Origin of the sequence: Exiguobacterium profundum (assembly GCF_042652865.1) — a bacterium.
Lineage (GTDB): Bacteria > Bacillota > Bacilli > Exiguobacteriales > Exiguobacteriaceae > Exiguobacterium > Exiguobacterium profundum.
The window spans coordinates 170,650-194,005 of the sequence record NZ_JBHSHG010000001.1 but is presented as its reverse complement, the minus strand read 5'-3'; the positions used below and the strand labels follow the sequence as shown (position 1 = coordinate 194,005).

General features: G+C 50.3%; 26 protein-coding genes and 1 tRNA gene. 2 read left to right on the top strand and 25 right to left on the bottom strand.

Translation table 11 applies throughout. From position 1 onward, the window contains the following. Window positions 1–4 precede the first annotated feature (4 nt). The 11 genes from ACFO4U_RS01035 to ACFO4U_RS00985 form a co-directional block, all read right to left on the bottom strand. Window positions 5–916 carry a hypothetical protein gene (locus ACFO4U_RS01035; protein WP_215244119.1) on the bottom strand — a complete coding sequence of 304 codons (912 nt, stop codon included), beginning with the start codon at window positions 914–916 and terminating at the stop codon, window positions 5–7. Window positions 917–1,040: 124 nt separating this feature from the next. Then, window positions 1,041–1,114 (bottom strand) — tRNA-Arg (locus ACFO4U_RS01030). Between the two features lie 60 nt (window positions 1,115–1,174). Further along, complete coding sequence (locus tag ACFO4U_RS01025; protein ID WP_215244120.1) at window positions 1,175–1,687, bottom strand: metallophosphoesterase family protein; 513 nt, start codon at window positions 1,685–1,687, stop codon at window positions 1,175–1,177. A 5-nt stretch (window positions 1,688–1,692) separates the two neighbouring features. After that, complete coding sequence (locus ACFO4U_RS01020; protein WP_074037535.1) at window positions 1,693–2,283, bottom strand: XTP/dITP diphosphatase; 591 nt, start codon at window positions 2,281–2,283, stop codon at window positions 1,693–1,695. After that, complete coding sequence (gene rph / locus ACFO4U_RS01015; RefSeq protein ID WP_215244121.1) at window positions 2,280–3,029, bottom strand: ribonuclease PH; 750 nt, start codon at window positions 3,027–3,029, stop codon at window positions 2,280–2,282. The genes ACFO4U_RS01020 and rph overlap by 4 nt, the downstream gene beginning before the upstream one ends. After that, a complete protein-coding gene (racE, locus tag ACFO4U_RS01010; RefSeq protein WP_078147903.1) occupies window positions 3,022–3,825 on the bottom strand; it encodes a glutamate racemase in 804 nt (267 codons plus the stop codon). Before racE ends, rph begins: the two co-directional genes overlap by 8 nt. 112 nt (window positions 3,826–3,937) lie before the next feature. Then, complete coding sequence (locus ACFO4U_RS01005; RefSeq protein WP_015881106.1) at window positions 3,938–4,201, bottom strand: phosphocarrier protein HPr; 264 nt, start codon at window positions 4,199–4,201, stop codon at window positions 3,938–3,940. Window positions 4,202–4,275: 74 nt separating this feature from the next. Beyond that, complete coding sequence (locus ACFO4U_RS01000) at window positions 4,276–4,716, bottom strand: acyl-CoA thioesterase (protein WP_015881105.1); 441 nt, start codon at window positions 4,714–4,716, stop codon at window positions 4,276–4,278. 8 nt (window positions 4,717–4,724) lie between these two features. Next, entirely contained in the window at window positions 4,725–5,513 is a 789-nt protein-coding gene (sdhB, locus tag ACFO4U_RS00995) for a succinate dehydrogenase iron-sulfur subunit (RefSeq protein ID WP_193343274.1), read from the bottom strand. Between the two features lie 8 nt (window positions 5,514–5,521). Further along, entirely contained in the window at window positions 5,522–7,279 is a 1,758-nt protein-coding gene (sdhA, locus tag ACFO4U_RS00990) for a succinate dehydrogenase flavoprotein subunit (RefSeq protein ID WP_015881103.1), read from the bottom strand. Window positions 7,280–7,295: 16 nt separating this feature from the next. Next, the gene (locus tag ACFO4U_RS00985) at window positions 7,296–7,913 is read right to left on the bottom strand and encodes a succinate dehydrogenase cytochrome b558 subunit (RefSeq protein ID WP_015881102.1); all 618 of its coding nucleotides are present in this window, start codon (window positions 7,911–7,913) and stop codon (window positions 7,296–7,298) included. A 222-nt stretch (window positions 7,914–8,135) separates the two neighbouring features. On the opposite strand from ACFO4U_RS00985, the gene ACFO4U_RS00980 reads away from it, so the two are divergent. Further along, window positions 8,136–8,528 carry a YslB family protein gene (locus ACFO4U_RS00980; RefSeq protein WP_251125226.1) on the top strand — a complete coding sequence of 131 codons (393 nt, stop codon included), beginning with the start codon at window positions 8,136–8,138 and terminating at the stop codon, window positions 8,526–8,528. 24 nt (window positions 8,529–8,552) lie between these two features. Here ACFO4U_RS00980 and ACFO4U_RS00975 read toward each other — a convergent pair whose 3' ends face one another. Then, window positions 8,553–9,329, bottom strand: coding sequence for an aminoglycoside adenylyltransferase domain-containing protein (locus tag ACFO4U_RS00975; protein WP_214691156.1), 777 nt, complete (start codon window positions 9,327–9,329; stop codon window positions 8,553–8,555). Continuing rightward, window positions 9,326–11,116 carry an excinuclease ABC subunit UvrC gene (gene uvrC, locus ACFO4U_RS00970; protein WP_215244122.1) on the bottom strand — a complete coding sequence of 597 codons (1,791 nt, stop codon included), beginning with the start codon at window positions 11,114–11,116 and terminating at the stop codon, window positions 9,326–9,328. The genes ACFO4U_RS00975 and uvrC overlap by 4 nt, the downstream gene beginning before the upstream one ends. A gap of 70 nt (window positions 11,117–11,186) precedes the next feature. Here uvrC and ACFO4U_RS00965 point away from each other — a divergent pair, with 70 nt between their 5' ends. Beyond that, on the top strand, window positions 11,187–12,500 hold the full coding sequence (locus tag ACFO4U_RS00965; RefSeq protein WP_074037543.1) for a dihydrolipoyl dehydrogenase family protein: 1,314 nt from the start codon (window positions 11,187–11,189) through the stop codon (window positions 12,498–12,500). Window positions 12,501–12,542: 42 nt separating this feature from the next. Here ACFO4U_RS00965 and mnhG read toward each other — a convergent pair whose 3' ends face one another. The 12 genes from mnhG to ACFO4U_RS00905 all read right to left on the bottom strand — a co-directional run bounded on the left by mnhG (window position 12,543) and on the right by ACFO4U_RS00905 (window position 23,270). After that, window positions 12,543–12,902 (bottom strand): monovalent cation/H(+) antiporter subunit G, encoded by a 360-nt coding sequence (mnhG, locus tag ACFO4U_RS00960; protein WP_215244123.1) that lies wholly within the window; start codon window positions 12,900–12,902, stop codon window positions 12,543–12,545. After that, entirely contained in the window at window positions 12,880–13,176 is a 297-nt protein-coding gene (locus tag ACFO4U_RS00955) for a Na(+)/H(+) antiporter subunit F1 (RefSeq protein ID WP_026826530.1), read from the bottom strand. The genes mnhG and ACFO4U_RS00955 overlap by 23 nt, the downstream gene beginning before the upstream one ends. Continuing rightward, window positions 13,176–13,661 (bottom strand): Na+/H+ antiporter subunit E, encoded by a 486-nt coding sequence (locus ACFO4U_RS00950; protein WP_015881095.1) that lies wholly within the window; start codon window positions 13,659–13,661, stop codon window positions 13,176–13,178. Before ACFO4U_RS00950 ends, ACFO4U_RS00955 begins: the two co-directional genes overlap by 1 nt. A gap of 7 nt (window positions 13,662–13,668) precedes the next feature. After that, window positions 13,669–15,153, bottom strand: a complete 1,485-nt coding sequence (locus ACFO4U_RS00945) for a Na+/H+ antiporter subunit D (protein WP_215244124.1) — start codon at window positions 15,151–15,153, stop codon at window positions 13,669–13,671. Then, window positions 15,146–15,487, bottom strand: coding sequence for a Na(+)/H(+) antiporter subunit C (locus ACFO4U_RS00940; protein WP_015881093.1), 342 nt, complete (start codon window positions 15,485–15,487; stop codon window positions 15,146–15,148). The genes ACFO4U_RS00945 and ACFO4U_RS00940 overlap by 8 nt, the downstream gene beginning before the upstream one ends. After that, entirely contained in the window at window positions 15,487–15,924 is a 438-nt protein-coding gene (locus ACFO4U_RS00935) for a Na(+)/H(+) antiporter subunit B (protein ID WP_015881092.1), read from the bottom strand. The genes ACFO4U_RS00940 and ACFO4U_RS00935 overlap by 1 nt, the downstream gene beginning before the upstream one ends. After that, window positions 15,896–18,337: a Na+/H+ antiporter subunit A gene (locus tag ACFO4U_RS00930; protein WP_078146522.1), complete on the bottom strand. Its 2,442-nt coding sequence runs from the start codon at window positions 18,335–18,337 to the stop codon at window positions 15,896–15,898. The genes ACFO4U_RS00935 and ACFO4U_RS00930 overlap by 29 nt, the downstream gene beginning before the upstream one ends. Before the next feature lie 346 nt (window positions 18,338–18,683). Then, complete coding sequence (gene trxA / locus ACFO4U_RS00925) at window positions 18,684–18,998, bottom strand: thioredoxin (protein WP_015881090.1); 315 nt, start codon at window positions 18,996–18,998, stop codon at window positions 18,684–18,686. A 107-nt stretch (window positions 18,999–19,105) separates the two neighbouring features. Beyond that, entirely contained in the window at window positions 19,106–20,071 is a 966-nt protein-coding gene (locus ACFO4U_RS00920) for an electron transfer flavoprotein subunit alpha/FixB family protein (RefSeq protein WP_074037552.1), read from the bottom strand. A gap of 14 nt (window positions 20,072–20,085) precedes the next feature. Further along, a complete protein-coding gene (locus tag ACFO4U_RS00915) occupies window positions 20,086–20,859 on the bottom strand; it encodes an electron transfer flavoprotein subunit beta/FixA family protein (protein WP_015881088.1) in 774 nt (257 codons plus the stop codon). A 79-nt stretch (window positions 20,860–20,938) separates the two neighbouring features. Next, the gene (locus ACFO4U_RS00910) at window positions 20,939–21,517 is read right to left on the bottom strand and encodes a TetR/AcrR family transcriptional regulator (RefSeq protein ID WP_074037553.1); all 579 of its coding nucleotides are present in this window, start codon (window positions 21,515–21,517) and stop codon (window positions 20,939–20,941) included. 79 nt (window positions 21,518–21,596) lie between these two features. Continuing rightward, window positions 21,597–23,270, bottom strand: a complete 1,674-nt coding sequence (locus ACFO4U_RS00905) for an AMP-binding protein (protein WP_214782543.1) — start codon at window positions 23,268–23,270, stop codon at window positions 21,597–21,599. Between the last annotated feature and the right edge of the window lie 86 nt (window positions 23,271–23,356).

Sequence of the window (23,356 nt, the reverse complement as noted above, 5' to 3'; positions counted from 1 at the left end):
GGATTTAGTCTAATAACGCCTGTGTAAAGCGAAGATCCGCCTCTAAAATCTCCGCGGCTAAACCGTCGACCGGTTCGTCATGTAAAATCGCTTGTTTCGCCTGTACGAGCGCCTGTTCCACATCCGCTTTTTCGGCCGGCACATACGGATAATGCGTATACATGTAATTCATCAACAGCTGGGTCCCGATCTCATCGCCTTCAACTGATTTTTGAAGTGAAAAGACGGTCTTCTCCCATGTTTCAATCTGCGCTTTTGCTTCTGTTCGTGTCATCTTGTTCGAAACGTCCCCATCCGTCCATTCGATGACATCTAGTTCGGCGAACGCTTTTTCCAACACGATCAGTTTGACGAGCTTCGGGCGCTCCGACACGAGCAGTTCATGTAGCACATTGTCGAGCACCGGGTCGATTTGAAAGTGAACATGTTGTAATGCTTCAATCTGTTCCCCCGTACTCCCTCGCGTCAGCGTTCGTTTCAATTTGGCAATTGCCGCCGGAAACTCCGTCATCTTCAACACTTGAAGTACCTGATGTGCCTGTGTGTTGACCGTATCCTTCTTTTCCTGCCATTCGAGATACTGGTTGATCCAGTGCGCCGCTTCAAACGGTTGGTCACGCATGATGTAATACTGCGCAATCTGCAACCCTCCTGAGGCCGGTTCTTCCGCCTCGGACATATGGATGCTGACGAGTTCCTGCAGCTTCTCGAGTGTCTCTGGGTCGTCCGGCCGTTCCATTGCACATTGGAAGATTTCCATGAAAATAAACGGGTCACCTGGAATCGTCTGATACCAATCCCATAAAATCGGTTCGATCCGCTGTCGTTCCCCAGAAGCATCTGCCTCCTGAATCATCTTATGCAGACGCGCCCAATTCCCAGGGAACGGATAGTCCTGATCCTTTTCCTTCTCCATCTTCCCTCACCCTCTCTTCCATTCCCCTTCATCTTCCGTTAGGACGCGATTCCTTGTCAATCGATTTCCCGGAAAATGAAAAAAGAGACGTTCTCCGTAGAGAGCGTCTCTATTTTAATGGAAGCGTCCCAAGAGGGATTCGAACCCCCGACCGACGGCTTAGAAGGCCGTTGCTCTATCCTGCTGAGCTATTGGGACATTGACATGAAAACTATAATAGAAAAATGGTTTCCTGTCAATCGATTTCCCATTCGAAACTCATAGTTTTCCTGAGATGTCCAAGTCTTCGACGTGAGAACCGTCTTCTGAACGATAGAAACGCACTGTTGCTTCCCCCGCTTCGAGATCGAGTAACGCATACGTTTTGTCCGTTCGTCCTCGCGGCATGCGAATCGAACCTGGGTTGATGTAGACAACCCCGTCCTCGATCAGCGCACCCGCCGCATGCGAGTGACCGAACAAGACGACATTCGCTCCCACTTCTTCCGCTCGATACCGTAGACGGTTCAAATCGAATTTGACGTCATGATGGTGCCCGTGAACGATTAAAATCGTACCGGCATCCGTCGTCTCGATGCGTTCGAGGGGAAGATCTCCACCGAAATCACAATTCCCCCGAACCGTTCGATAAGGTAACAAATGTTCATCGACAAGGGCGAGTTGTGAATCCCCACAATGGAAGGCGTCATCAATTTCCGCCTCGTGCCTTTCAAAAATCGTCGTCAACTCTTCGGTCAAACCATGACTATCACTCACTATTAGAAAACGCATAAGCTTCATCCTTTCATGAATGGTATGATTTCTGCCTCCAGTTTTCGTAGTGCCTGTCCACGGTGGCTGACGACCGCCTTCTCGTCACGCTCCAACTCTGCCGCTGTCTTATGAAGCGATGGGACGATAAAGAGTGGATCGTATCCGAAGCCATTTTCGCCTTGTGGGGAATAACCGATTGTCCCTTCGATCGTTCCACGAACGGTCAACGTCTCTCCGCTCGGTTTCGCAAGACAGAGCGCACAGACGAAACGAGCCGTACGATTCGTTTCTCCGTTCAATTTTTCAAGAAGAAGCGCATTGTTTGCCTCGTCTGACTTTTCTGGACCTGCAAAGCGGGCTGAATATACTCCCGGTGCCCCGTCAAGTGCGTCGACTTCAAGACCGGAGTCGTCCGCCAGAACGGCATGTCCAAAATAAGCTGCCGCCTCGGTCGCTTTTAACGCCGCGTTCTCTTCAAACGTCGTGCCGGTCTCTTCCGTCTCTGGTGCATCCGGATAGTCGAGTAGTGATTCGACCTCGAACCCGAGCGGCGTCAGCATTCCTTCGAGTTCTTTCACTTTTCCAGGATTGTGTGTCGCAATGATCAACTTCATAATGTCTCCTCCGAACGTTCTCCGACGTACCACCAAGAAGCACCGAGTGCCGCTTCCGCCGTCTTGAATAATGATTCGATGCCGTGTTGCGCGAGCGCGAGCATCTCGTTCATCTCTTGTAGCGTGAACGTCGCCTCTTCCCCTGTACCTTGTACTTCGACGAATCGTCCGCTTGCCGTCATGACGACATTCATGTCGACCTCTGCCGCGGCATCTTCTAGGTAATCCAAGTCCAAGACGAGCTCATCGGTCCGTCCGACAGAAATCGCAGCCACCCCTTCTTTAATGGGTGTGTCGCCAAGTTTCCCTTGGCGAATCAAGCGATCGACGGCCAACACGAGCGCGCAAAAGCCACCGGTGATGGAAGCCGTCCGAGTCCCGCCATCCGCTTGAATGACGTCACAGTCGACCCAAATCGTCCGTTCGCCGAGACGTTCTAAGTCCACGACCGAGCGGAGCGACCGGCCAATCAAACGCTGAATCTCCATCGTTCGTCCCGATTGTTTTCCACGTACCGATTCCCGGACAGTACGGTCTCCCGTCGCCCGTGGGAGCATCGCATATTCTGCATTGATCCAACCTTGTTTCTTTCCGCGAAGGAAATTTGGTACGCGCTCTTCCACAGTCGCGGTACAGATGACTTTCGTATCGCCGATTGAAATTAAAACGGACCCTTCCGCATGTTTGTTCACGTGCGGCACAATCTCGACTGGGCGCAGTTCATCAAATCGTCTCGCATCACGCAATGCCGGTCACCTCGACTTTCTCCGCATGAACCGGACGCCCGAGCCATTCGCTCGCGAGTCGGTCAAATAGTTCGATATCACCCGTCGCATAGAAGGCATGTGCCGGGACTGCATCCAACCCGTTTTCAAGTTCCTGATAATCGAGCATCGCTGCCACTTCAAGTGCCGTCTCGTCACCTGATGAGATGAGGTGGACGTCCGGTCCGACCACATCTTGAATGACCGGAGCAAGTAGTGGGTAATGCGTACAACCGAGAATCAACGTATCCATCTCGGATGGTTGAAGTGGACGAAGCGTCTCCTCCACCACTTGTCGCACGCGCTCTCCAGACACTTCTCCAGCCTCTACGAGCGGGACGAACGGTGGGCACGCGAGTGAATACACATCGACCTCACCTGCTACGTGACGTAACGCCTTCTCATATGAACCGCTTTCAATCGTCATCTTCGTACCAATGACACCGATATGCTTGTTGCGCGTTCCTTTGACAGCCGCGCGGGCACCCGGGTCGATGACACCGATGACCGGGATGTCGAGACGTTTGCGTGCCTCCTTCAATACGACCGCTGTCGCCGTATTACAGGCGATGACAATCATTTTAACGTCTTTCTTCAATAAAAATTCAATCAATTCCCATGTATATGCTTCAATCTCATCGTGCGGACGCGGCCCGTACGGACAGCGTTCTGTATCTCCGATATAGACAATCTCTTCTTTAGGGAGTTGGCGCATCAATTCTTTGACTACCGTCAACCCACCGACTCCTGAATCGAGGACTCCAATCGCTCGTTTCATTTGCATCACTTCCATTCTCACCTATCTTACCAAAAAATCTCGGACGGAAAAAGAAACGTTCCCATGACAAAAAAAGACGAGGTCGCCATTGGCGCCTCGTCCCTTACCCGAATTACTGAGCAAGACCTTCGCTAGTGAGCATGTCAGAAAGCGTGTTGATCGCTTCTTCTGCATCTTCACCTTCAGCAGTGATCTTGATTGTAGAATCTTTTGCGATACCGAGTGAAAGTACACCCATGATCGACTTCAAGTTAACTGTTTTACCATTGTACTCGAGGTTGATGTCTGATTGGAACTTAGAAGCTGTGTTAACTAACTGAGTAGCTGGACGAGCGTGAATTCCTGAATCAGCAACGACTGTGAACGTTTTTTCCATGAGATGATGGTCTCCCTTCAAAATTCAATTCTACAGGCGAACCAGCAGAATATTTTTTGTTTGTGAACTCATTATCAAATGATAGCGGATTCGCAAAAATTCTGCAAGCGGTTTTTATATTCCGGAGTCCATTCCGTAGGACGGCCTTCCTTCGTTAAATGAACGAGGCTTGTCCGTCCGGCGAAGAGGAGTTGCTCTCCGTCATATGCCCCGTAATGAATATCACATGAAGTGTTTCCGACCGTCAAGATATTGGCATGCACAGTCAGCTGTTGACGTGGCATGACTTGTCGAACATAGTCACATTGCGCATCGGCGACGACGACGAATCCGTCCTTCAAGGAGAATCCTGTCGCCTCTAACAACTCGATCCGGGCATCTTCGAAATAGATGAACGGAATTGTGTTGTTCATGTGACCATACGGGTCGCACTCCGAAAAGCGGACTTTCACATCGAGCGCGATCCCTCTTTTGACACGTGTTTCCCAACCTGGCTCTCGAAAGTACTTGGTCATCGGCTCGCTTACGCCTCGACCGCAGAACCGGTGCGACCTTTGTCACTACCGAAGAACTGTTTGAACGAGTGAAGCGTCGTTTGACGGTTCATCGAAGCGATCGACGTCGTGAGCGGGATGCCCTTCGGACAAACTTCGACACAGTTTTGTGCGTTTCCGCATTGCATGATGCCGCCGTCTTCCATGAGTGCTTCGAGGCGGTCTTCCGCGTGGAAGGCACCTGTTGGATGTGAGTTAAAGAGTCGGACTTGCGAAATCGCCGCTGGACCGATGAAGTCCGATTTGTCGTTCACGTTCGGACACGCTTCAAGACAAACACCACACGTCATACATTTCGATAGTTCGTAGGCCCATTGACGTTTGTTCTCCGGCATACGCGGTCCTGGACCGAGGTCGTATGTGCCGTCGATTGGGACCCATGCCTTCACTTTTTTCAACGCGTCGAACATGCGTTGACGGTCGACTTGAAGGTCACGGATGACCGGGAACGTCTTCATCGGTGCAAGACGAATCGGTTGCTCGAGTTTATCGACGAGTGCCGTACACGACTGGCGCGGCTTCCCGTTGATAATCATCGAACAGGCACCACATACTTCTTCAAGACAGTTCATGTCCCAGTTGATCGGTGTCGTCTTGTCCCCGTTCGCATTGACCGGGTTACGGCGGATTTCCATCAATGCCGAGATGACGTTCATGTTTGGACGGTATGGTACCGTGAATTCTTCCGTATACGTCGCTTGATCCGGTCCATCTTGGCGTTCGATAATGAAGCGGATGTCTTTTTGTTCAGATTGCATTGGCGTCGTCATTTCGTCTTCGCCCCTTTCTTCGAGTAATCCCGTTTACGTGGCGGGATTAACGAAACATCGATGTCTTCATACGAGATATCGACTTCCCCATCTTTGTAACGTGCCATCGTCGTCTTCATGAACTGCTCATCATTACGTTCCGGGAACTCCGGTTTGTAATGGGCCCCACGGCTCTCGTCTCGCTTGAGTGCGCCAAGTGTGATGACGCGTGCGAGGTCGAGCATGTGGTCGAGTTGTCGAATGAACGATGCCCCTTGGTTGCTCCAACGTGCCGTATCCGTAGCTGAAATCTTATGGAAACGTTCACGCAATTCTTGGATTTTCTTGTCGGTCGCTTCAAGTTTGTCATTGTAGCGAACAACTGTGACGTTGTCCGTCATGAGTTCACCGAGTTCACGGTGGATTTGATAAGCATTCTCTGTTCCATCCATCGCAAGGATGTTGTTGAATCGCTCGATTTCTTCACGTTCATTGAAGTTGAAGAGCGCTTCTGAAACGCTTTCTGTCGCTTGATCGAGACCACGCATGTAGTTGACTGCCGCAGGCCCTGCTTCCATTCCGCCATGAACGGCTGAAAGAAGAGAGTTCGCACCTAGACGGTTCGCACCGTGCATCGAGTAGTCACATTCACCGGCTGCGAAGAGTCCTGGAATGTTCGTCATCTGATCGTAGTCGACCCATAGTCCGCCCATCGAATAGTGGACTGCCGGGAAGATTTTCATCGGTACTTTACGCGGGTCGTCGCCTACGAATTTCTCGTAGATTTCAAGGATTCCACCAAGTTTGATGTCAAGTTCTTTCGAGTCTTTGTGAGACAAGTCGAGGTAGACCATGTTCTCGCCGTTGACGCCGAGTTTTTGGTTGACACATACATCGAAGATCTCACGTGTTGCGATGTCACGCGGTACGAGGTTTCCGTATGCTGGATACTTCTCTTCGAGGAAGTACCACGGCTTCCCGTCTTTGTATGTCCAGACACGTCCACCTTCCCCACGAGCCGATTCACTCATGAGACGAAGTTTGTCATCCCCTGGAATCGCCGTCGGGTGAATCTGGATGAACTCCCCGTTCGCGTAAACCGCGCCTTGGCGATAAACCGCTGCCGCTGCTTGTCCTGTGTTGATGACCGAGTTTGTCGACTTACCGAAGATGACCCCTGGGCCACCTGTCGCCAAGATGACCGCGTCCGATGGGAACGCTTTAATTTCCATCGAGCGCAAATCTTGACATACCGCACCGCGGCAGATGCCTTCTTCGTCGATGACCGCACGAAGGAACTCCCAGCCCTCATACTTCTCGACGAGACCTTGCGCTTCGTAACGACGAACCTGCTCATCGAGTGCATAAAGAAGTTGCTGTCCTGTCGTCGCTCCGGCGTATGCCGTACGGTGGTGAAGCGTTCCACCGAAACGACGGAAGTCTAAGAGACCTTCTGGCGTACGGTTGAACATAACGCCCATCCGGTCGAACATGTGAATGATTTTCGGAGCATTCTCCGCCATCTTTTGGACAGGCGGTTGGTTGGCGAGGAAGTCGCCTCCGTAGACCGTGTCGTCAAAGTGTTGCCAAGGAGAGTCACCTTCCCCTTTCGTGTTGACGGCCCCGTTAATCCCACCTTGGGCACAAACTGAATGTGAACGCTTGACCGGTACAAGCGAGAATAGTTTTACCGGAACACCCATCTCTGCCGACTTGATTGTCGCCATGAGTCCAGCTAGACCGCCACCGATGACGATCAAACTTTGATTTGCCATGTAAAATTCCCCCTAATTACAAGATGCCTGCAAACGTCAAAATCGAACGGATGCCGACAAAAGATAGTGCCAAGAACACGACACCTGATACGTAGCTCATGAGACGTTGCGAACGAGGTGACTGTGTGATACCCCACGTGATCGAGAACGACCAAAGACCGTTCGCGAAGTGGAACGTAGCCGAAAGGATTCCGACTATGTAGAAGATCAACATGAGCGGGTTGTCGACGATGTTTTGCATCATCTCCGCATTGACTTCTACCCCGCGCAATTTCGCAAGACGCGTTTCCCAAACGTGCCAAGCGATGAAGATCACGAGGAAAACTCCTGTGAAGCGTTGGAAGAGATATAACCAGTTGCGCGCGTATGAATAGCGGTTCGAGTTGATTGACCCGAGAAACGCGTAGTACACGCCGTACACCCCGTGGAAAATCATCGGCAATGCGATAATTGTCACTTCAAGGAAGTACAAATACGGTAAGTTCTCCATGAATTTTGCTGCTTTGTTGAATGACTCCACCCCATCGACGATGTAGTAGTTGACCGATAAATGGACGATCAAAAACAAACCGATTGGAATGACCCCAAGTAGCGAATGGACTTTACGACTGAAATAGTCACGATGCGCTGCCATTCTAGTTCCCCCTTTTCACGAGCATTGGCTCGTATTGTCAATAAAAGCGTTTTCAAATGCAGATATAGCTTTCTGTCTCCTATTCTACTCTTGTGAAAATTGTATGACAAGACAACCTAGCCGATTTGTGCCACATTCTTTTCAAAATTACAGGATGACCAAATTCCAATTGGTCGTTATAATGATATAGAGAGATTGGAGTGATGGGATAGAATGGAAACGATGAGCCAACCAACTTTCGCGATTGAACTGCTTCGCGACTATGTGTTGACGGATTTGCTTGGCGAAGATTACGCCCAAGTCATCTATTGGTCAGGAAAACGGGTCGCCCGTAAGTTCCCGACGATGTCCGACGATGAACTGACTGCTTTCTTCGCAGAGGCAGGTTGGGGAGAGTTGACAATCAAGAAGGAACGTGGGAGCAAGTTTACTTATGAATTGATCCCACCACCTGCGACTCAGACCAAAGCGACAGGTTATTATCAGCTTGAAGCTGGATTTTTAGCCGAACAGATTGCTGGTCGTTTCCAGTGCGTCGCGGAAGGTTACGCCGATCCAACCCGAAAAGCTGTCCAAATCACCGTCCAACTAGACCGAAAAGACGACTACAAATAAGAGTCGATGCCAACGCATCGACTCTTATTTTTGTTTCCGCTGAAGTTGTTGACACATGTAGCGACGGAATTCATTGAGTTCTTGTCGATGAAACGTCACACTTCCCCCTTCATAGCTCCGAGTCGCCTTACGAACAACTTCGACAATATTTCCTGGAAAATGTCCGTTATTCACTAACCAATGGAGTGCTTCTTGTTTTGAGAGCAGAACACGTTCTTGTTCATAGGCCAGGCCACGTATCAAGTTCAATACGCTATACACCGTCTGTTCTTCAATCGAGTCAAGAGAATCGAGCGCATCCGCTCGAATCGCATCAGAAAAATGAGCTGAATCGAATCCAGAAAGGAGTTTATGAAGTGGTTGCCCTCGCCATGTGATACCACGCTCTAAAATCACTTGGACGTGAGCCGCCAAATCAGGATCGGTGAATCCTTGTTGCAATTCGGTTCTTTCTTCCCTACTAGCTTCTTCAAAACGTGAACGCCACCCTTCACTATAGTGAAACTCAAAAGGACTTGGATGATACCAATCTTTTAGCTGCGCCATCGTCATGATGCTCAGTTCGAGCGGATATGGTTCGTTGGAGTACGAGAGACAGCAGTCGATGAGTTTTTGTCGTTCCTCCCGAGTCAATGCGTTTGATACGACGAGCAACAAATCTACATCACTTCGTTTCGGATGAAAACCACCCATCGCTAATGATCCATGAATATATATATGCTGAACGGTTGGTAGAAATTCATCAATCGCTCTCACGAATGAAGCGATTGTATTCTCCACGTCTGTCGTAATCTGTCTCATTCATCCGTCTCCTCATGCACGTATTGAAGCACGGTCTCCGCTAATTTTTCCGGCAACCCCGCTTCCTTCAATTGTTCGAGTGATGCCAGACGAATCTGTTTCATCGACCCGAAATGGCGGATGAGCTGTTGACGACGCTTCGGACCGACACCCGGAATCTCATCGAGTATCGACTTCGTCATCTTCTTCGTCCGTAGGCTGCGGTGGAACGTGATGGCGAAACGGTGGACCTCATCTTGCATCCGCTGCAACAGATAAAAGGCGCTCGATCGTGGATGGAGCTCGACAACGCCCCCACCTTCTCCGAACAACAGTTGGCTCGTCCGATGTCGGTCATCTTTTTTGAGCGAGCCGACCGGCAAGTCGAGCCCGAACTCATTTTGAATGACGTCGAGCGCCGCATTCAATTGCCCAATCCCCCCATCAATCAGTAGGAGATCGGGTAATCGTTTGTCTTCCGTCAAGAGACGGCGGAATCGTCGACGGACGACTTCACGCATCGTCTCGTAATCGTCCGGTCCTTGGACGGTACGAATCTTATATTTCCGATATTCTTTCTTGAGCGGCTTCCCGTCTTCAAAGACGACGAGTGCCGACACGGCGTCCGCGCCCTGAATGTTGGCGTTGTCGATGATGTCGACACGTGACAAGTTGGGAATCCCGATCGCTTCACCAAGTTCACGCATCGCAAGCAATGTCCGTTCTTCATCTCGGGCGAGCAACTCGAACTTCTCGTTCAAGGCGATTGTCGCATTCTTCGTCGCCAAATCAAGCAGCTGTTTCTTCGCCCCTCGTTTCGGCTGCATCACTTTCGTTCCGATGGCGTCATTCAGTAAATCGAGCCGGACCGTCTCGGGTACGAGAATCTCTTTCGGCACGACGTTTTGTTCATAGAACTGAACGATGAAACTTTCGAGTTCTTCCGAAGGCTCTCCGTGCATCGGGAAGAGAGAGACATCTCGCTCGATCATCTTGCCGCCTCGCATGTAGAACACTTGGACACACATCCAGCCACGGTCAAGCGTATAACCGAAGACGTCTCGTGCCGTCGGGTCGGCCGTAATCATATTCTGTTTATTCATGATCGATTCGACCGCTCGAATCTGGTCGCGCAGTTCAGCCGCTCGCTCGAACTGCATGTCCTCAGCGGCACGTCCCATCTCGACATTCAGCTTCGCGAGCGTCTCACTCGTCTCACCATTCAAGAAGCGGCGAATCTCGTTGACAATCTCTTTTTGCGAATCCGTATCGACTGCGAGCTCACAAGGTCCCAGACATTGCCCAATGTGATAATACAAACAGAGCTTTTTCGGCATCGGCTGACATTTACGGAGCGGGTAGAGTTTATCAAGCAGACGTTTCGTCTCGTTCGCCGCATAGGCGTTCGGATACGGTCCAAAGTAATGTCCGCCGTCTTTTTTCAATTTACGTGTCGTCAACAGACGTGGATACGGTTCGTTCGTAATTTTGATGTACGGATATGTTTTGTCGTCTTTGAGGCGAATATTGTACTTCGGGTCGTGCTTTTTAATGAGCGTCATTTCAAGTAATAACGCCTCGAGTTCGCTCGCCGTCACGATGTACTCGAAGTCACCGATTTCTGCGACGAGGCGCATCGTCTTGATATCGTGTGCACCCGTGAAGTAAGAACGGACCCGATTCTTGAGGTTTTTCGCCTTCCCTACATAGATGACTTCGCCATATTCGTTTTTATGCAGATAACAACCCGGCTCATCCGGGAGCAGTGCTAATTTATGCTTAATGTGGTCGCTATGACTCAATTCCATTCACCTCAGTTTAGCTTCCTCCTGGACGGGAAAAAGAGTGTGATATCTCGTCAGAGGAGGATTTTATATTATGAAACGATACGATGTCATCATTATTGGTAGCGGATCCGCAGCGGGTCAAGCCGCTTCCATTTTACGCGAAGCCGGTAAAGAGATCGCCATCATTGAGAATTGGACGTTCGGAGGAACATGTCCTCAACGCGGATGTGACCCGAAGAAGATGCTTGCAGAAGGAGCAGAACTCCTTGCCCGAACGGAACGTATGCGTGAGCTTGGCGTCGAAGGAAGCCTGTCACTCGATTGGTCGTCCTTTAAAAAGCGGATTGATGAGTACCGCCTCTCTATCCCAACATCCAAAAAACAGCATTGGGATGAGATGAACATTGACTTATATCAGGGAGAGCCTCACTTTATCGATGAGGATTCAATCGTCATCGATGGTCACGAGCTCTCTGCCACTCAATTTTTAATCGCCACAGGTCAAACACCCCGCCCTCTTGACATCCCAGGTGGCGAACTGGCAATCACGAGCGATGATGTGTTCGACCTTGACACGGTTCCCCATTCGATTCACATCGTAGGCGCCGGGTATATCGCATTTGAGTTTGCCCATATCTTCCGACGATTCGGAAGCGACGTGACACTCCTCATCCGTTCACGTGCGTTGAAAGCATTCGACCCGAACGTCGTCCATCGGCTCATTGAGGAATCGAAGCGAATCGGCATCACCATCCGACATGACGTCGAACCAACACGAATCGATGGCAACGTCTTAACGTTATCAGATGACTCTACCCTCGAAGGCGTGGTCCTTAACGCCACAGGACGAATTCCAAGCATCGAGCGACTCCGGCTTGAAGCGGTCGGTGTCACAGCGGATCATCACGGTGTACACGTGAACGAGCATCTGCAAACCAGTAACCCGAATATATACGCCGCGGGCGACGTCGCCAAAAGTCCCAATCCTGCGCTCACTCCATTCGCCGGTCAGGAAGGGCGCCTCGCCGCACTCAATATGCTTCACGGGAATACACGGTCACTCCCTGAGCGTCCGGCCCCGACCATCGTCTATGCGACGCCACCGATTGCCAAAGTCGGTCTTACGGTCGAGGAAGCGGAAGCTGAGGGCATTGACTTCGACGTGAAAGAAACGGACATGTCGCACTTCCTCACCTATTCACGAATCAACGACGCAACCGCATATTCAAAAGTGTTACTGAGTGCAGAAGGGCACGTCATCGGGGCTCATTTGATTGGTCACCACGCCCCTGAACTCATCAACCTGTTCTCTTTCATTATACAGAACAAACTGTCGCATCAACATGTGAAGCACTTAGAAGTCGCCTATCCGACCGCCGCCTCCGACCTGACCTATCTCATCTAAACAAAAGACGGGACTTGCCTCTTGGCAAATCCCGTCTTTTTCTTATTCGATTCCTTTGTCCTTGTCCTCTTTCAGTGCGTCTTGTAATGACTTCTCCCAAAGTGGAACACCTTTCGCGTGCGCCGCACGCGAGATGAGGTGACCTCCAACAGGAGCCGTCAAGAGGACGAAGAAGAGACCGAGCAAGAGTCTTGCATCAAACACCCCTTCATCGACATATACATGAAGGACGGCCGCGAAGAGGACGAACATGACACCGAGTGTCGCGCTCTTTGAGGCAGCGTGTGTTCTCGAATAAATATCCGGGAGACGGATGAGACCGATCGCGGCGACGACCGTGAAGAAGACGCCGATGATCGTGAAGATGCCGGTAATGAGATCAAAGATCATTGTCGCGGTCATGTTGGATTATCTCTCCCCTCTCTAAGAATTTCGAGAACGCAACCGTTCCGATGAAGGCCAAAATACTGAGTAGCAAGATGACTTCAAAATACAAGGTCGTATCGAGCAGAATCGACAATAACGCGACGACCGAGATGAGCGCGATCCCGATTGAGTCGAGCGCGATGACTCGGTCTGCCGTCGTCGGTCCTTTGACGACACGATACAACATCATCAACATCGCAAGCAAGAGAATGGCGAGCGAGATGTAGATGAGAATGTCTAGTAAATCCATCACTCTGTCGCCTCCTTAATGCTTGATTCAAAGTTATCATAAATGTCTTTTTGTAGCGCTTCTTTATCCGGCATGTTGAGTGCGTGGATATAGAGCACGGAATTGTCTTTTGACACCTGAACGACGAGCGTCCCTGGTGTGAGCGTGATCAGCATCGAGAGCAAACTGACTTTCCATCCTTTGTCGAGCGACGTTTCATAGCGGAAAATCCCTGGTTGGATTTTCAACTTCGGACTAAGGACGAGACGCAGTACCTCAAAGTTCGCGAGGAACAATTCACGGATGAAGATGAGCAGCAGTTTAAACAGACGCCAGACGCGTGTGAAGTAAAAACCGCCCCCACTAGATTTAAAGAATCGGCGCATCATGAACAAGATGAGTAAGCCGAGTAGATACCCGACGAAGAATCCGCTCGTTGTGAACGATCCCGTGAGGAACATCCAGATGAACGCCAAGAAAAAGTTAATCAATAGTTGATAAGCCATCTGTCATTCACTCCTTTATCACGGCATCGATATAGATTTCTGGATTGACGAGCGGCTCAATCGCTTGCGTGATATACGGATGGATGGCTTCTGCCCCAAATCCGTATGCGACCGCGATGATGAGCAACAAGAAGACCGGTACAATCAAACGCTTCGTATACGGTACGAGCGGTCCATCATACTCGCGCTTCGCCTCGCCCCAGAACCCGTTCAAGAAAATCTTCATGACCGAATAGAGGACGAAGAGACTCGACAAGAGGACGAGAAGTGGTCCGAACAGCTCGCCTTCGTCCATCCCACCTGAGACGATCAACAATTTCCCGAAGAATCCACTGAGTGGTGGAATCCCAGCGAGCGAGAGCGCTGCGACGAAGAACGTCCATCCGAACAACGGGAAGCGAGTGATGAGTCCACCCATATCACGGAGTTGACCGGATTTGGTGATTCCGATCATCATCCCGACGAGCATGAAGAGAACGGCCTTGATGATCATATCGTGAATCAAGTAGTAGAGCGACCCTTCAAGGGACGTCTGCGTGTTGACCGAAATCCCGTATAAGATGACCCCGACTGCGATCATGATGTTGTAGATGATGATCAACTTCACGTCGTTATAGGCGATGGCCCCTGTCATCCCGATGAAGATGGTGAGGACAGCGAGCAACATGAGGAACGTCTGTAAAAACTCACCGTTCCCATCAAAGAGTAGCGTGTACGTCCGCAAGATCGAGTACACCCCGACTTTCGTCAAGAGAGCCCCGAACATGGCGAGAATCGGGGTCGGTGCGACCACGTACGCTCCAGGGAGCCAGTAGTGAAGTGGGACGAGTGCCCCTTTCATCCCGAAGACGATGACGAATAGCACACCGATGACGGTGATGACGTCCGGGTTATCGACAAGCGGGATCTTCATCGCCAAGTCCGCTATGTTGAGTGTACCTGTGACACCGTAAAGCAAGGCGACTGACATGACGAAGAGCGCCGAGGCGATGATGTTCACGAGCAAGTATTTGATTGACTCACGTAACTGGACGCCACGTCCACCGAGTACAATCAATACGTATGAGGACATCAAGAAGACCTCAAAGAAGACGAACAAGTTGAAGATATCACCTGTCGTGAAGGCACCGTTCACCCCGACGAGCAAGAAGAGCATCGAGATGTACAAGTAGTTTCCTTCATATGAGTCAGAGAAATAATGGACGGCGAACCACACGATGAAGAGCGTGAGGAGAGTCGACGTCGTCACGAGTAGGGCTGACAACATATCCGATACGAGCGTGATGCCGAACGGTGCTTGCCAGTTCCCGAGGTTGAGGGTTTGAATCCCCTCCGTGGAGACCGTATGCACGAGAAAGAGTGACACGATCGCCGTAATAACTAAAGCTCCAAGAGCCATTGCGCGCTGCAGCTGGACCCGTTTTGGCATAAACATCATAAGGATGGCCGCAAGCGCAGGAATGACGATTGGAAAGACCGGTAAGTTAATCATACGATTCTGTTCCTTTCATTTCTTCCATATTGTCCGTGCTGAGCTCCTGATACGTGCGGTAGGCAAGTACGAGGAAGAACGCCGTCACCCCGAAACTGATGACGATTGCCGTCAAGACGAGCGCTTGCGGTAACGGGTCTGTGAATTCCGTCACACCGTCGACGAGAACAGGGGCAGCCCCTGTCTTCAAACCTGCCGTCGTCAAGACGAGAAGGTGTGCCGCGTGACTGAACAAGGCAGTGCCGATGATGATGCGTAACAAACTTCTTGAGAGAACAAGATAGACGGCACACATCGTCAGGACACCGATGATGATGCTAACGAAGATTTCCATTATTCACTCTCTCCAATCGTTTGTATAATCGTCAACGTGATTCCGATGACTACAAGGTAAACCCCTAAGTCGAACGCAATCGCCGTGTGAAGGGTCTGTTCACCGAGAAGTGGTAAGTCAAACTTCCCGTATGCGTGCGTCAAGAACGGACGACCCAAGAAAACCGAGTGAAGACCTGTCGCAAGGGCAATCAGTAATCCGGTCGCCGTCATGAGACGGTAGTCAATCGGGAGCACGTTCGCGAGCGTTTTCGAATCAAATGCGAGCAACAGTAAGACGAGTGCCGCGGATGTCATCAATCCACCGATGAATCCTCCACCTGGTGAATAGTGACCGGCAAAGAACAAGTCGATGGAGAAGATGACAATGATGAAGAAAATGATAATCGCGGCCGTCTGCAAAATGACGTCATTGACGCGTCTGCTGTTTTGCTTCATGTTCACCTTCTCCTTTCGTACGTCGTGTTGTTCTAAATTTAATCATCGTGTAAATCCCGAAAGCCGCAATCCCGAGAACCACGATTTCAAACAAGGTATCAAATCCACGGAAGTCGACGAGAACGACGTTAACCATGTTTTTACCTGCTGCAAGCTCATACACGTTCTCTTTGTAATACTCTGAGATCGAAGTGAGCGATTTGTTTGTGAGCGCCATGAAGCTGAGAAGCGTCACGGTCGTCCCGACGAGAACAGCCACGATGGCATTCCCGACTTTGAAACGCATCCGTACTTCCTTCTTGCTGATGTCCGGCATGTGATAGAAGACGAGCAAAAACAATGCGACCGAGACCGTCTCGATGACGAGCTGCGTGAGCGCCAAGTCCGGTGCACCGAAGAAGACGAAGAACAGTGCCACGCCGTATCCAACGACCCCAAGTAGGATAATGGACGGGAGACGCGACTTCATGAAGAGAATCGCGAGCGCCGCTAGCATGACGACAGCTCCGAGCACATATTCATAAGGTGCAATCTCAGCCAGGTTCTCAAACGAGAAGCGGTACATGTCGAACCACCAGATGCTGAAGAGCATCATACCTGAAAGGAAGACGAAAATATAGATCAAGTACGACCGGATGAAACCAGTCATGTAGTTGTCTTTAAAGCGATATGCCGCCTTGTTCGACCATACGAGCGTACCGTCGTACATCCCGTTGAGCGTCAAACGATGTGGGATGCGGTTGTAGATGCCCATCCATTTACCCATTTGCCAGAACAGTAATGAACCGAGAAGGATCACCCCGATTGTCATATATAGTTCAGGCGTCAAACCGTGCCAGAAGTAAATATCTACTTTAACATCTTGCCCTTGCGCGACGAGTGTCGGATAGATCGACTCGACGGCTGGCTTGATGAGCGAGTTCGACAACACGTTTGGGAAGAACCCGAGACCGACAACGAGAATCGCGAGGATGACCGGCGAAATTAACATGCCAATCGGTGCCTCATGCGGTTGTTTCGGCAATTGATCGAACTTCGCCTTGCCCATGAACGTCCGCGTGAACAGCATGATGCTGTAGATGAACGTGAACACACTTCCGACGAAGGCGATGATCGGGAGTAGAATCCCAATCGTATCGAGCGCGAAGAAGTCGGCCGAGAAGACTTTCGTCGTCGCCTTCAAGAACATCTCTTTACTCAAGAATCCGTTAAATGGCGGAAGACCAGCCATCGATAACGAACCGATGACGGCGACCGTGAATGAAATCGGCATGACGGTCATCAGACCACCGAGTTTACGAATGTCACGTGTGCCCGTCTCGTGGTCGACAATCCCGACCATCATGAAGAGCGAGCCTTTGAACGTCGCGTGGTTGATCAAATGGAAGATCGCCGCAATCGTCGCGACCATAAAGATGTTGTCATCCATGCCGTCATAGTGGAGCGCCGCCGCTCCGAGTCCAAGGAGTGACATGATCAACCCGAGCTGACTGACGGTCGAGAACGCTAGGATTCCCTTCAGGTCGGTCTGCTTCACGGCATTGAATGAACCCCAGAACATCGTGAACATCCCGACTCCGGCAATCGTCCATAGCCAGACGGATGATTCTTGGAACACCGGGCTCATGCGGGCCACAAGGTAGAGACCCGCCTTGACCATCGTTGCTGAGTGGAGGTACGCACTGACCGGAGTCGGTGCTTCCATCGCGTCAGGCAACCAGATGTGGAACGGGAACTGCGCTGACTTCGTGAACGCCCCGAGCAAGATGAGAATCATCGCGACGAGGAAGAATGGACTCTCGGCGATGACGCCCGAGTTCGCGACCATATCGCGAATGCTGTACGAGCCGACCATCGATTCGAGTAAGACGATCCCCCCGAGCATCGACAATCCGCCGAACACGGTGAGAAGCATCGACTTCTGCGCTCCATAGCGGGAACGTTCTTTCTCATACCAATATCCAATCAACAGGAATGATGAAATCGATGTGAGCTCCCAGAACATATACATGACAATCATGTTATCCGAGAGAACGACCCCGAGCATCGCACTCATGAACATCAAGAGATACACGTAAAAATGCCCGAGCGACTCTTTGTCCTTATTCAAATAGTAAATCGAATAAAGGACGACCAGTGCGCCGATTCCCGTGATGAGAAGGGCGAACAAGAGACTGAGTCCATCGACGTATGCCGTGAAGTTAATCCCGAGGGATGGCATCCACGCAATCGTCTCTGTCACGACGTCCCCTGCACTCGTGATCGGAATGAATCCGGCGAAGTAGGTGACGAGCACGACCGGAACGATCAAGACGAACCAGCCTGTATGAATTTGTTTCATCCCCCGGAACAAAAGCGGGATGAATGGTGCCGCAAGAAGCGGCAACAAAATAGCTAAATGTAACAGCGACAAGAAAATTCCTCCTTCGAACAGAGTCGTACAATAGATTGAGCCGTAAAGTAAGGTCACTTGACTCCATCATGTCTTCCTCATGAGTATAGCGTAAATTTTCAGTCTGTTTCCATGATAAAAGCTTCCAGTTCAAGCGCTCCCCCGTCAAAATTCCGAATCTGTTAAATATGAAGGAAGCCGACGGAATTTCTTCAAAAAAAATTTGAAATCAGACGTTATGTATCGGAATATGACCGGATTGAGGGTGCGTGGAATAACTCATCCTATTCCCTACTTGCCTGTCCTTTTCCTTCTTTTCTACTCAGTAAAACAAAAAAGCAGCCGATCTCAATCGGCTGCTACGCAATTATTGTGCTGTCGCGATAAACTCTTTCAATGCTTCTTTTGGTTGGAAGCCCATTGTTTTCGAAACAGGCTCACCATCTTTGAACATCATGAGTGTCGGGATACTTTGGATTTGGAAAGCACCTGCGACTTCAGGGTTTTCGTCGACATCGAGTTTCACGATTTGGACTTGGTCACCCATTTCTTGATCGAGTTCTTCAAGAACTGGCGCAATCATGCGACATGGTCCACACCAAGTTGCCCAGAAATCTACGAGGACGACGCCCTCTTTTACATCTTGTTCAAACGATTGAGTCGTTGCATGTTTAATAGCCATTTGTAAAAACCTCCCCAATAAGATGAGAGAGTCCTGATAGAGAACTCTCATGCAATTCATGTTCAGAGTATACCACGGAGGGTAACAACCCCAAAACGTTTTGCTTATTAGCTATTGACGAGGTGCTTACGGAACTCTTCCGTCAACATCGGGACGACATCGAACAAGTCGCCGACGATACCATAGTCTGCCACGCTGAAGATGTTTGCTTCTGGGTCCTTGTTGATGGCGACGATGACTTTCGCGTTACTCATCCCAGCCAAGTGTTGAATCGCTCCCGAAATCCCACATGCGATGTAGAGGTCCGGTGTGACAACTTTACCCGTCTGTCCGATTTGAAGGGCGTAATCGCAGTAGTCGGCGTCACATGCTCCACGTGAAGCACCGACCGCGCCTCCGAGAAGCTCTGCCAACTCTTCAAGTGGTTTGAACCCGTCTTCGCTCTTGACGCCACGTCCACCTGCGACGATAACTTTCGCTTCCGCCAAATCCACTTTCCCAGTCGCTTTTCGCACGACTTCTTTGACAATCATCGCGAGGTCTTTCAATTCGACGGCTGGCGTTTCAACAGAGACGCTCGCGCCTGCTTGACGTGCGAGTGCATCGATGTTGTTTGGACGGATTGTGAAGAACATGACCGAATCTTTGAACTTCACTTTTTCGAACGCTTTCCCTGAGTAGATTGGACGCACGAACTCTGCATCATGTCCAGTTCCTTCGATGGAGACAACGTCACTGATGAGTCCGGCATCGAGACGTGCCGCAAGTTTAGGTGCGATGTCTTTTCCAAGAGCCGTGTGCCCGAGAACGATCATTTCCGGATTTTCTTGCTCGATCAACTGGCGGAGCACTTGACCGTAGCCGTCAGGCGTATAATGCTTGAGGCGATCATCTTCGACGACGAGGACGCGGCTTGCACCATACTCCCCGAGTTCTTGTGCGAGTGATTGCACGTGATCCCCAATCACGACTGCCGTCACATCGTCTGTCAATTGCTTCGCCGCAGCGATGGCTTCGAATGATACGTTACGTAACGCGCCTTCACGCGCTTCTGCGAGTACTAAAGCTTTCATCTATGATCTCCCCCTTAAATGACTTTCGCTTCCGTGCGAAGAAGTTGTACGAGTTCGCTCACTTGTGTCGACATATCGCCTTCAAGGATGCGACCGGCTTTCTTCTCTTCTGGCAAGAATCGTTCAATCGTCTCGATTTTCGCTTCGATTTCATCTTCATCGAGATCGATGTCCATGAGTTCGAGTTCTTCGAGCGGTTTCTTCTTCGCCTTCATGATTCCTGGCAAGCTCGGGTAACGTGGCTCGTTCAACCCTTGTTGTGCCGTCACGAGAAGTGGGAGTGCGACTTCGATCACTTCCGTATCCCCTTCGACGTCACGTGTGACCGTAGCCGTTGTACCATCGATTTCAAGACCCGTGATCGTCGTCACGTAGTTCATGTCGAGAAGTTCTGCGACACGTGGTGCGACTTGTCCGCTACCGCCATCGATTGCCACGTTTCCTGCGAAGATGAGGTCTGCGTCCTGTTCTTTCAAGTATGTGGCGAGCACTTTTGAAATCGTGACATGGTCCGCATCCTCGACATCGTCCTCGATTGAGATGCGAACGGCTTTGTCCGCACCCATTGCGAGCGCTGTACGTAATTCTTTATCCGCATCTTCTGGTCCTACCGTGACGACCGTGACCTCTCCCCCGAGTGCGTCACGTTTTTGAATCGCTTCTTCGACCGCATATTCGTCATACGGGTTGATGATGAACTCAGCGCCGTCTTCTTGAATTTCCCCATTCTCGAGCTGAATCGCTTCCTCAGTATCAAACGTACGTTTCAGCAAAACAAAAATATTCATGGTTGATCCCCCTTTAGTCAATTCTTTCCATCATTCATGAATCAGCATTCATTTTTTGAGCTAGTGATAGGGCTCACTGTTACGTAAGCCCTTTTTTCAACATATGGTGCACATTTGGAAGCGTCGACAACAGATCATACTTGAAGCCGCTCGCCATCCAACTCGTCACAACCTCATCGATTGTGCCGAAAATCATTTGACGGGCGAGTCGATAGTCTAAATCCTTGTCAAACTCTCCTGTCTCGATTCCATGTTTGACGACAGAATCGATTAAGTTCAAATACGGTTTGAGCACTTCTCCGATTTTTTGGCGAAGTACCAAGTTCGACTGCCGCAGTTCGATTTGTGTCACGACGGCGAGGTCGTAATCTGCCGACAGTTGCTTTAAATGTGATTCAATCAACTGATACAACTTACTCCCAGCTGACGTCTCGCTCTCGATTTGTTGTTTCGAGTAGTCGATGAACAGCCCCATCTTCGCTTGGAACAATTCGATTAAGAGATGCTCCTTGTTTTTGAAGTACAAATAGATCGTGCCGTCCGCGACACCCGCCTCTTTGGCGATGGCTGTCACCTTTGCACCGTGATAGCCATGATTGGCAATTACTTTGACCGCCGCATCAATGATTCGGTCACTTTTCGAAATATGATTTGTCATTAACCCCAAGCTCCTTACCGTTGCAGAAAAATGAATGATGGTTCATTCATTTATTATTCTATCATGCGTACGCTTGGTGTCAACTGCTTTGTTTCACTTGTTTGGCCTTCTCTTCGTCGACGAGGACACGGCGTAAAATCTTACCGACGAACGTCTTCGGCAACTCGTCGCGGAACTCATACAACTTCGGCACTTTATAGGCCGCAAGCTTCTCACGACAATGTTTGTCGAGTTCTTCTTCCTTCACACTCGAGCCATCGCGAAGGACGATGAACGCTTTGACCGTCTCACCCCGATATGGATCTGGGACACCGATACAGACCGCTTCCTTCACGGCCGGATGTTCGTAGAGGACTTCTTCGATTTCACGCGGATAGACATTAAAGCCACCTGCGATGATCATGTCCTTCTTCCGGTCGACAATATAGAAGAACCCGTCCTCGCCCATGTAGCCGAGGTCACCGGTTGCGAGCCACCCATCTTTCAAGACGGCTGCCGTTTCCTCCGGTTTCTGCCAGTAGCCTTTCATGACTTGTGGACCGCTCAGCATGATCTCCCCGATTTCACCGATGTCCGCCTCTGTTTCTCCGTCTGCTTTTACTATTTTAGCAGAAGTATCCGATAACGGGGCACCGATTGAGCCAACAATCCGTTTATCCCACAAGAAGTTCGCATGCGTGACCGGCGACGTCTCAGACAGACCGTACCCTTCGACAATGCGACCACCCGTGATCTTCTCAAATTCCTCTTGCACTTCGATCGGAAGTGGTGCCGAACCCGAGATACACGCCTCAATCGAAGACAAATCATACTTCTTCAGTTTCGGGTCGTTCAAGATTCCGACATACATCGTTGGTGCGCCCGGGAAGAAGTGTGGCTTTTTCTTCTGAATCGTCTTTAAGACATCCGTCACTTCGAAACGTGGCACGAGGACAAGCTCATAGCCGTTCGTGACCCCAAAGTTCAGACAGCAAGACATCCCATAGACGTGGAAGAACGGCACGACACACAATACGCGTTTCTCGTCCCCGCGATTGTACTTATAGAATAAGTTCGTGATTTGATCGGCGTTCGCCGTCAAGTTGAAGTGGGTCAACATGACACCTTTCGGAAGTCCCGTTGTCCCCCCTGTATATTGAAGAACGGCGACATCTTCTTTAGGTTCGATGTCGAGTGGCGTGATAGGGTTAAAGTCTTTATAATTTTTGAACGGCGTCGATCCGGTCGTATCGATGACGATATTGTTCTCACGTTTCACTTTGATTGGATACAGTTTGTTTTTCGGGAATGGTAAGTAATCAGCGATACTCGTCGTGATCACGGTTTGAATCTCTGTCTTCTCACTGACGCGAAGCGTTTTCGGATATAACAGGTCGAGGGTGATGACGATTTTGACACCTGCGTCCGTGACGAGGTTTTCTAGCTCACGTTCCGTATAGAGTGGGTTCGTCTGGACGACCGTCCCTCCTGCATAGAGTACGGCATAGAACGAGATGACGTATTGAGGACAGTTTGGAAGCATGAGGCTGACGCGGTCGCCTTTTTCAAGCCCTTTCGCTTGAAGCATCGTTCCGAGTCGACGTGCGGCATCATCGATTTCCGCGAATGTCCACTCCTTTCCGATAAAGGAGACGGCCGTACGATTTGGATAATCCTTTGCTGCGCGAGACAACGCCTCATAGAGCGGCTTTACCTCATAATCGATTGACTGGGGCATTCCTTCTGGATAATCTTGTAACCACGGTTTGTTCATCGCTGTTCCTCCTTGGAAATGAATACTCATTCAGTTAACCCTATTATAATGCTAAGAAAACGCTTTCATCTACCCTTTACCCGATA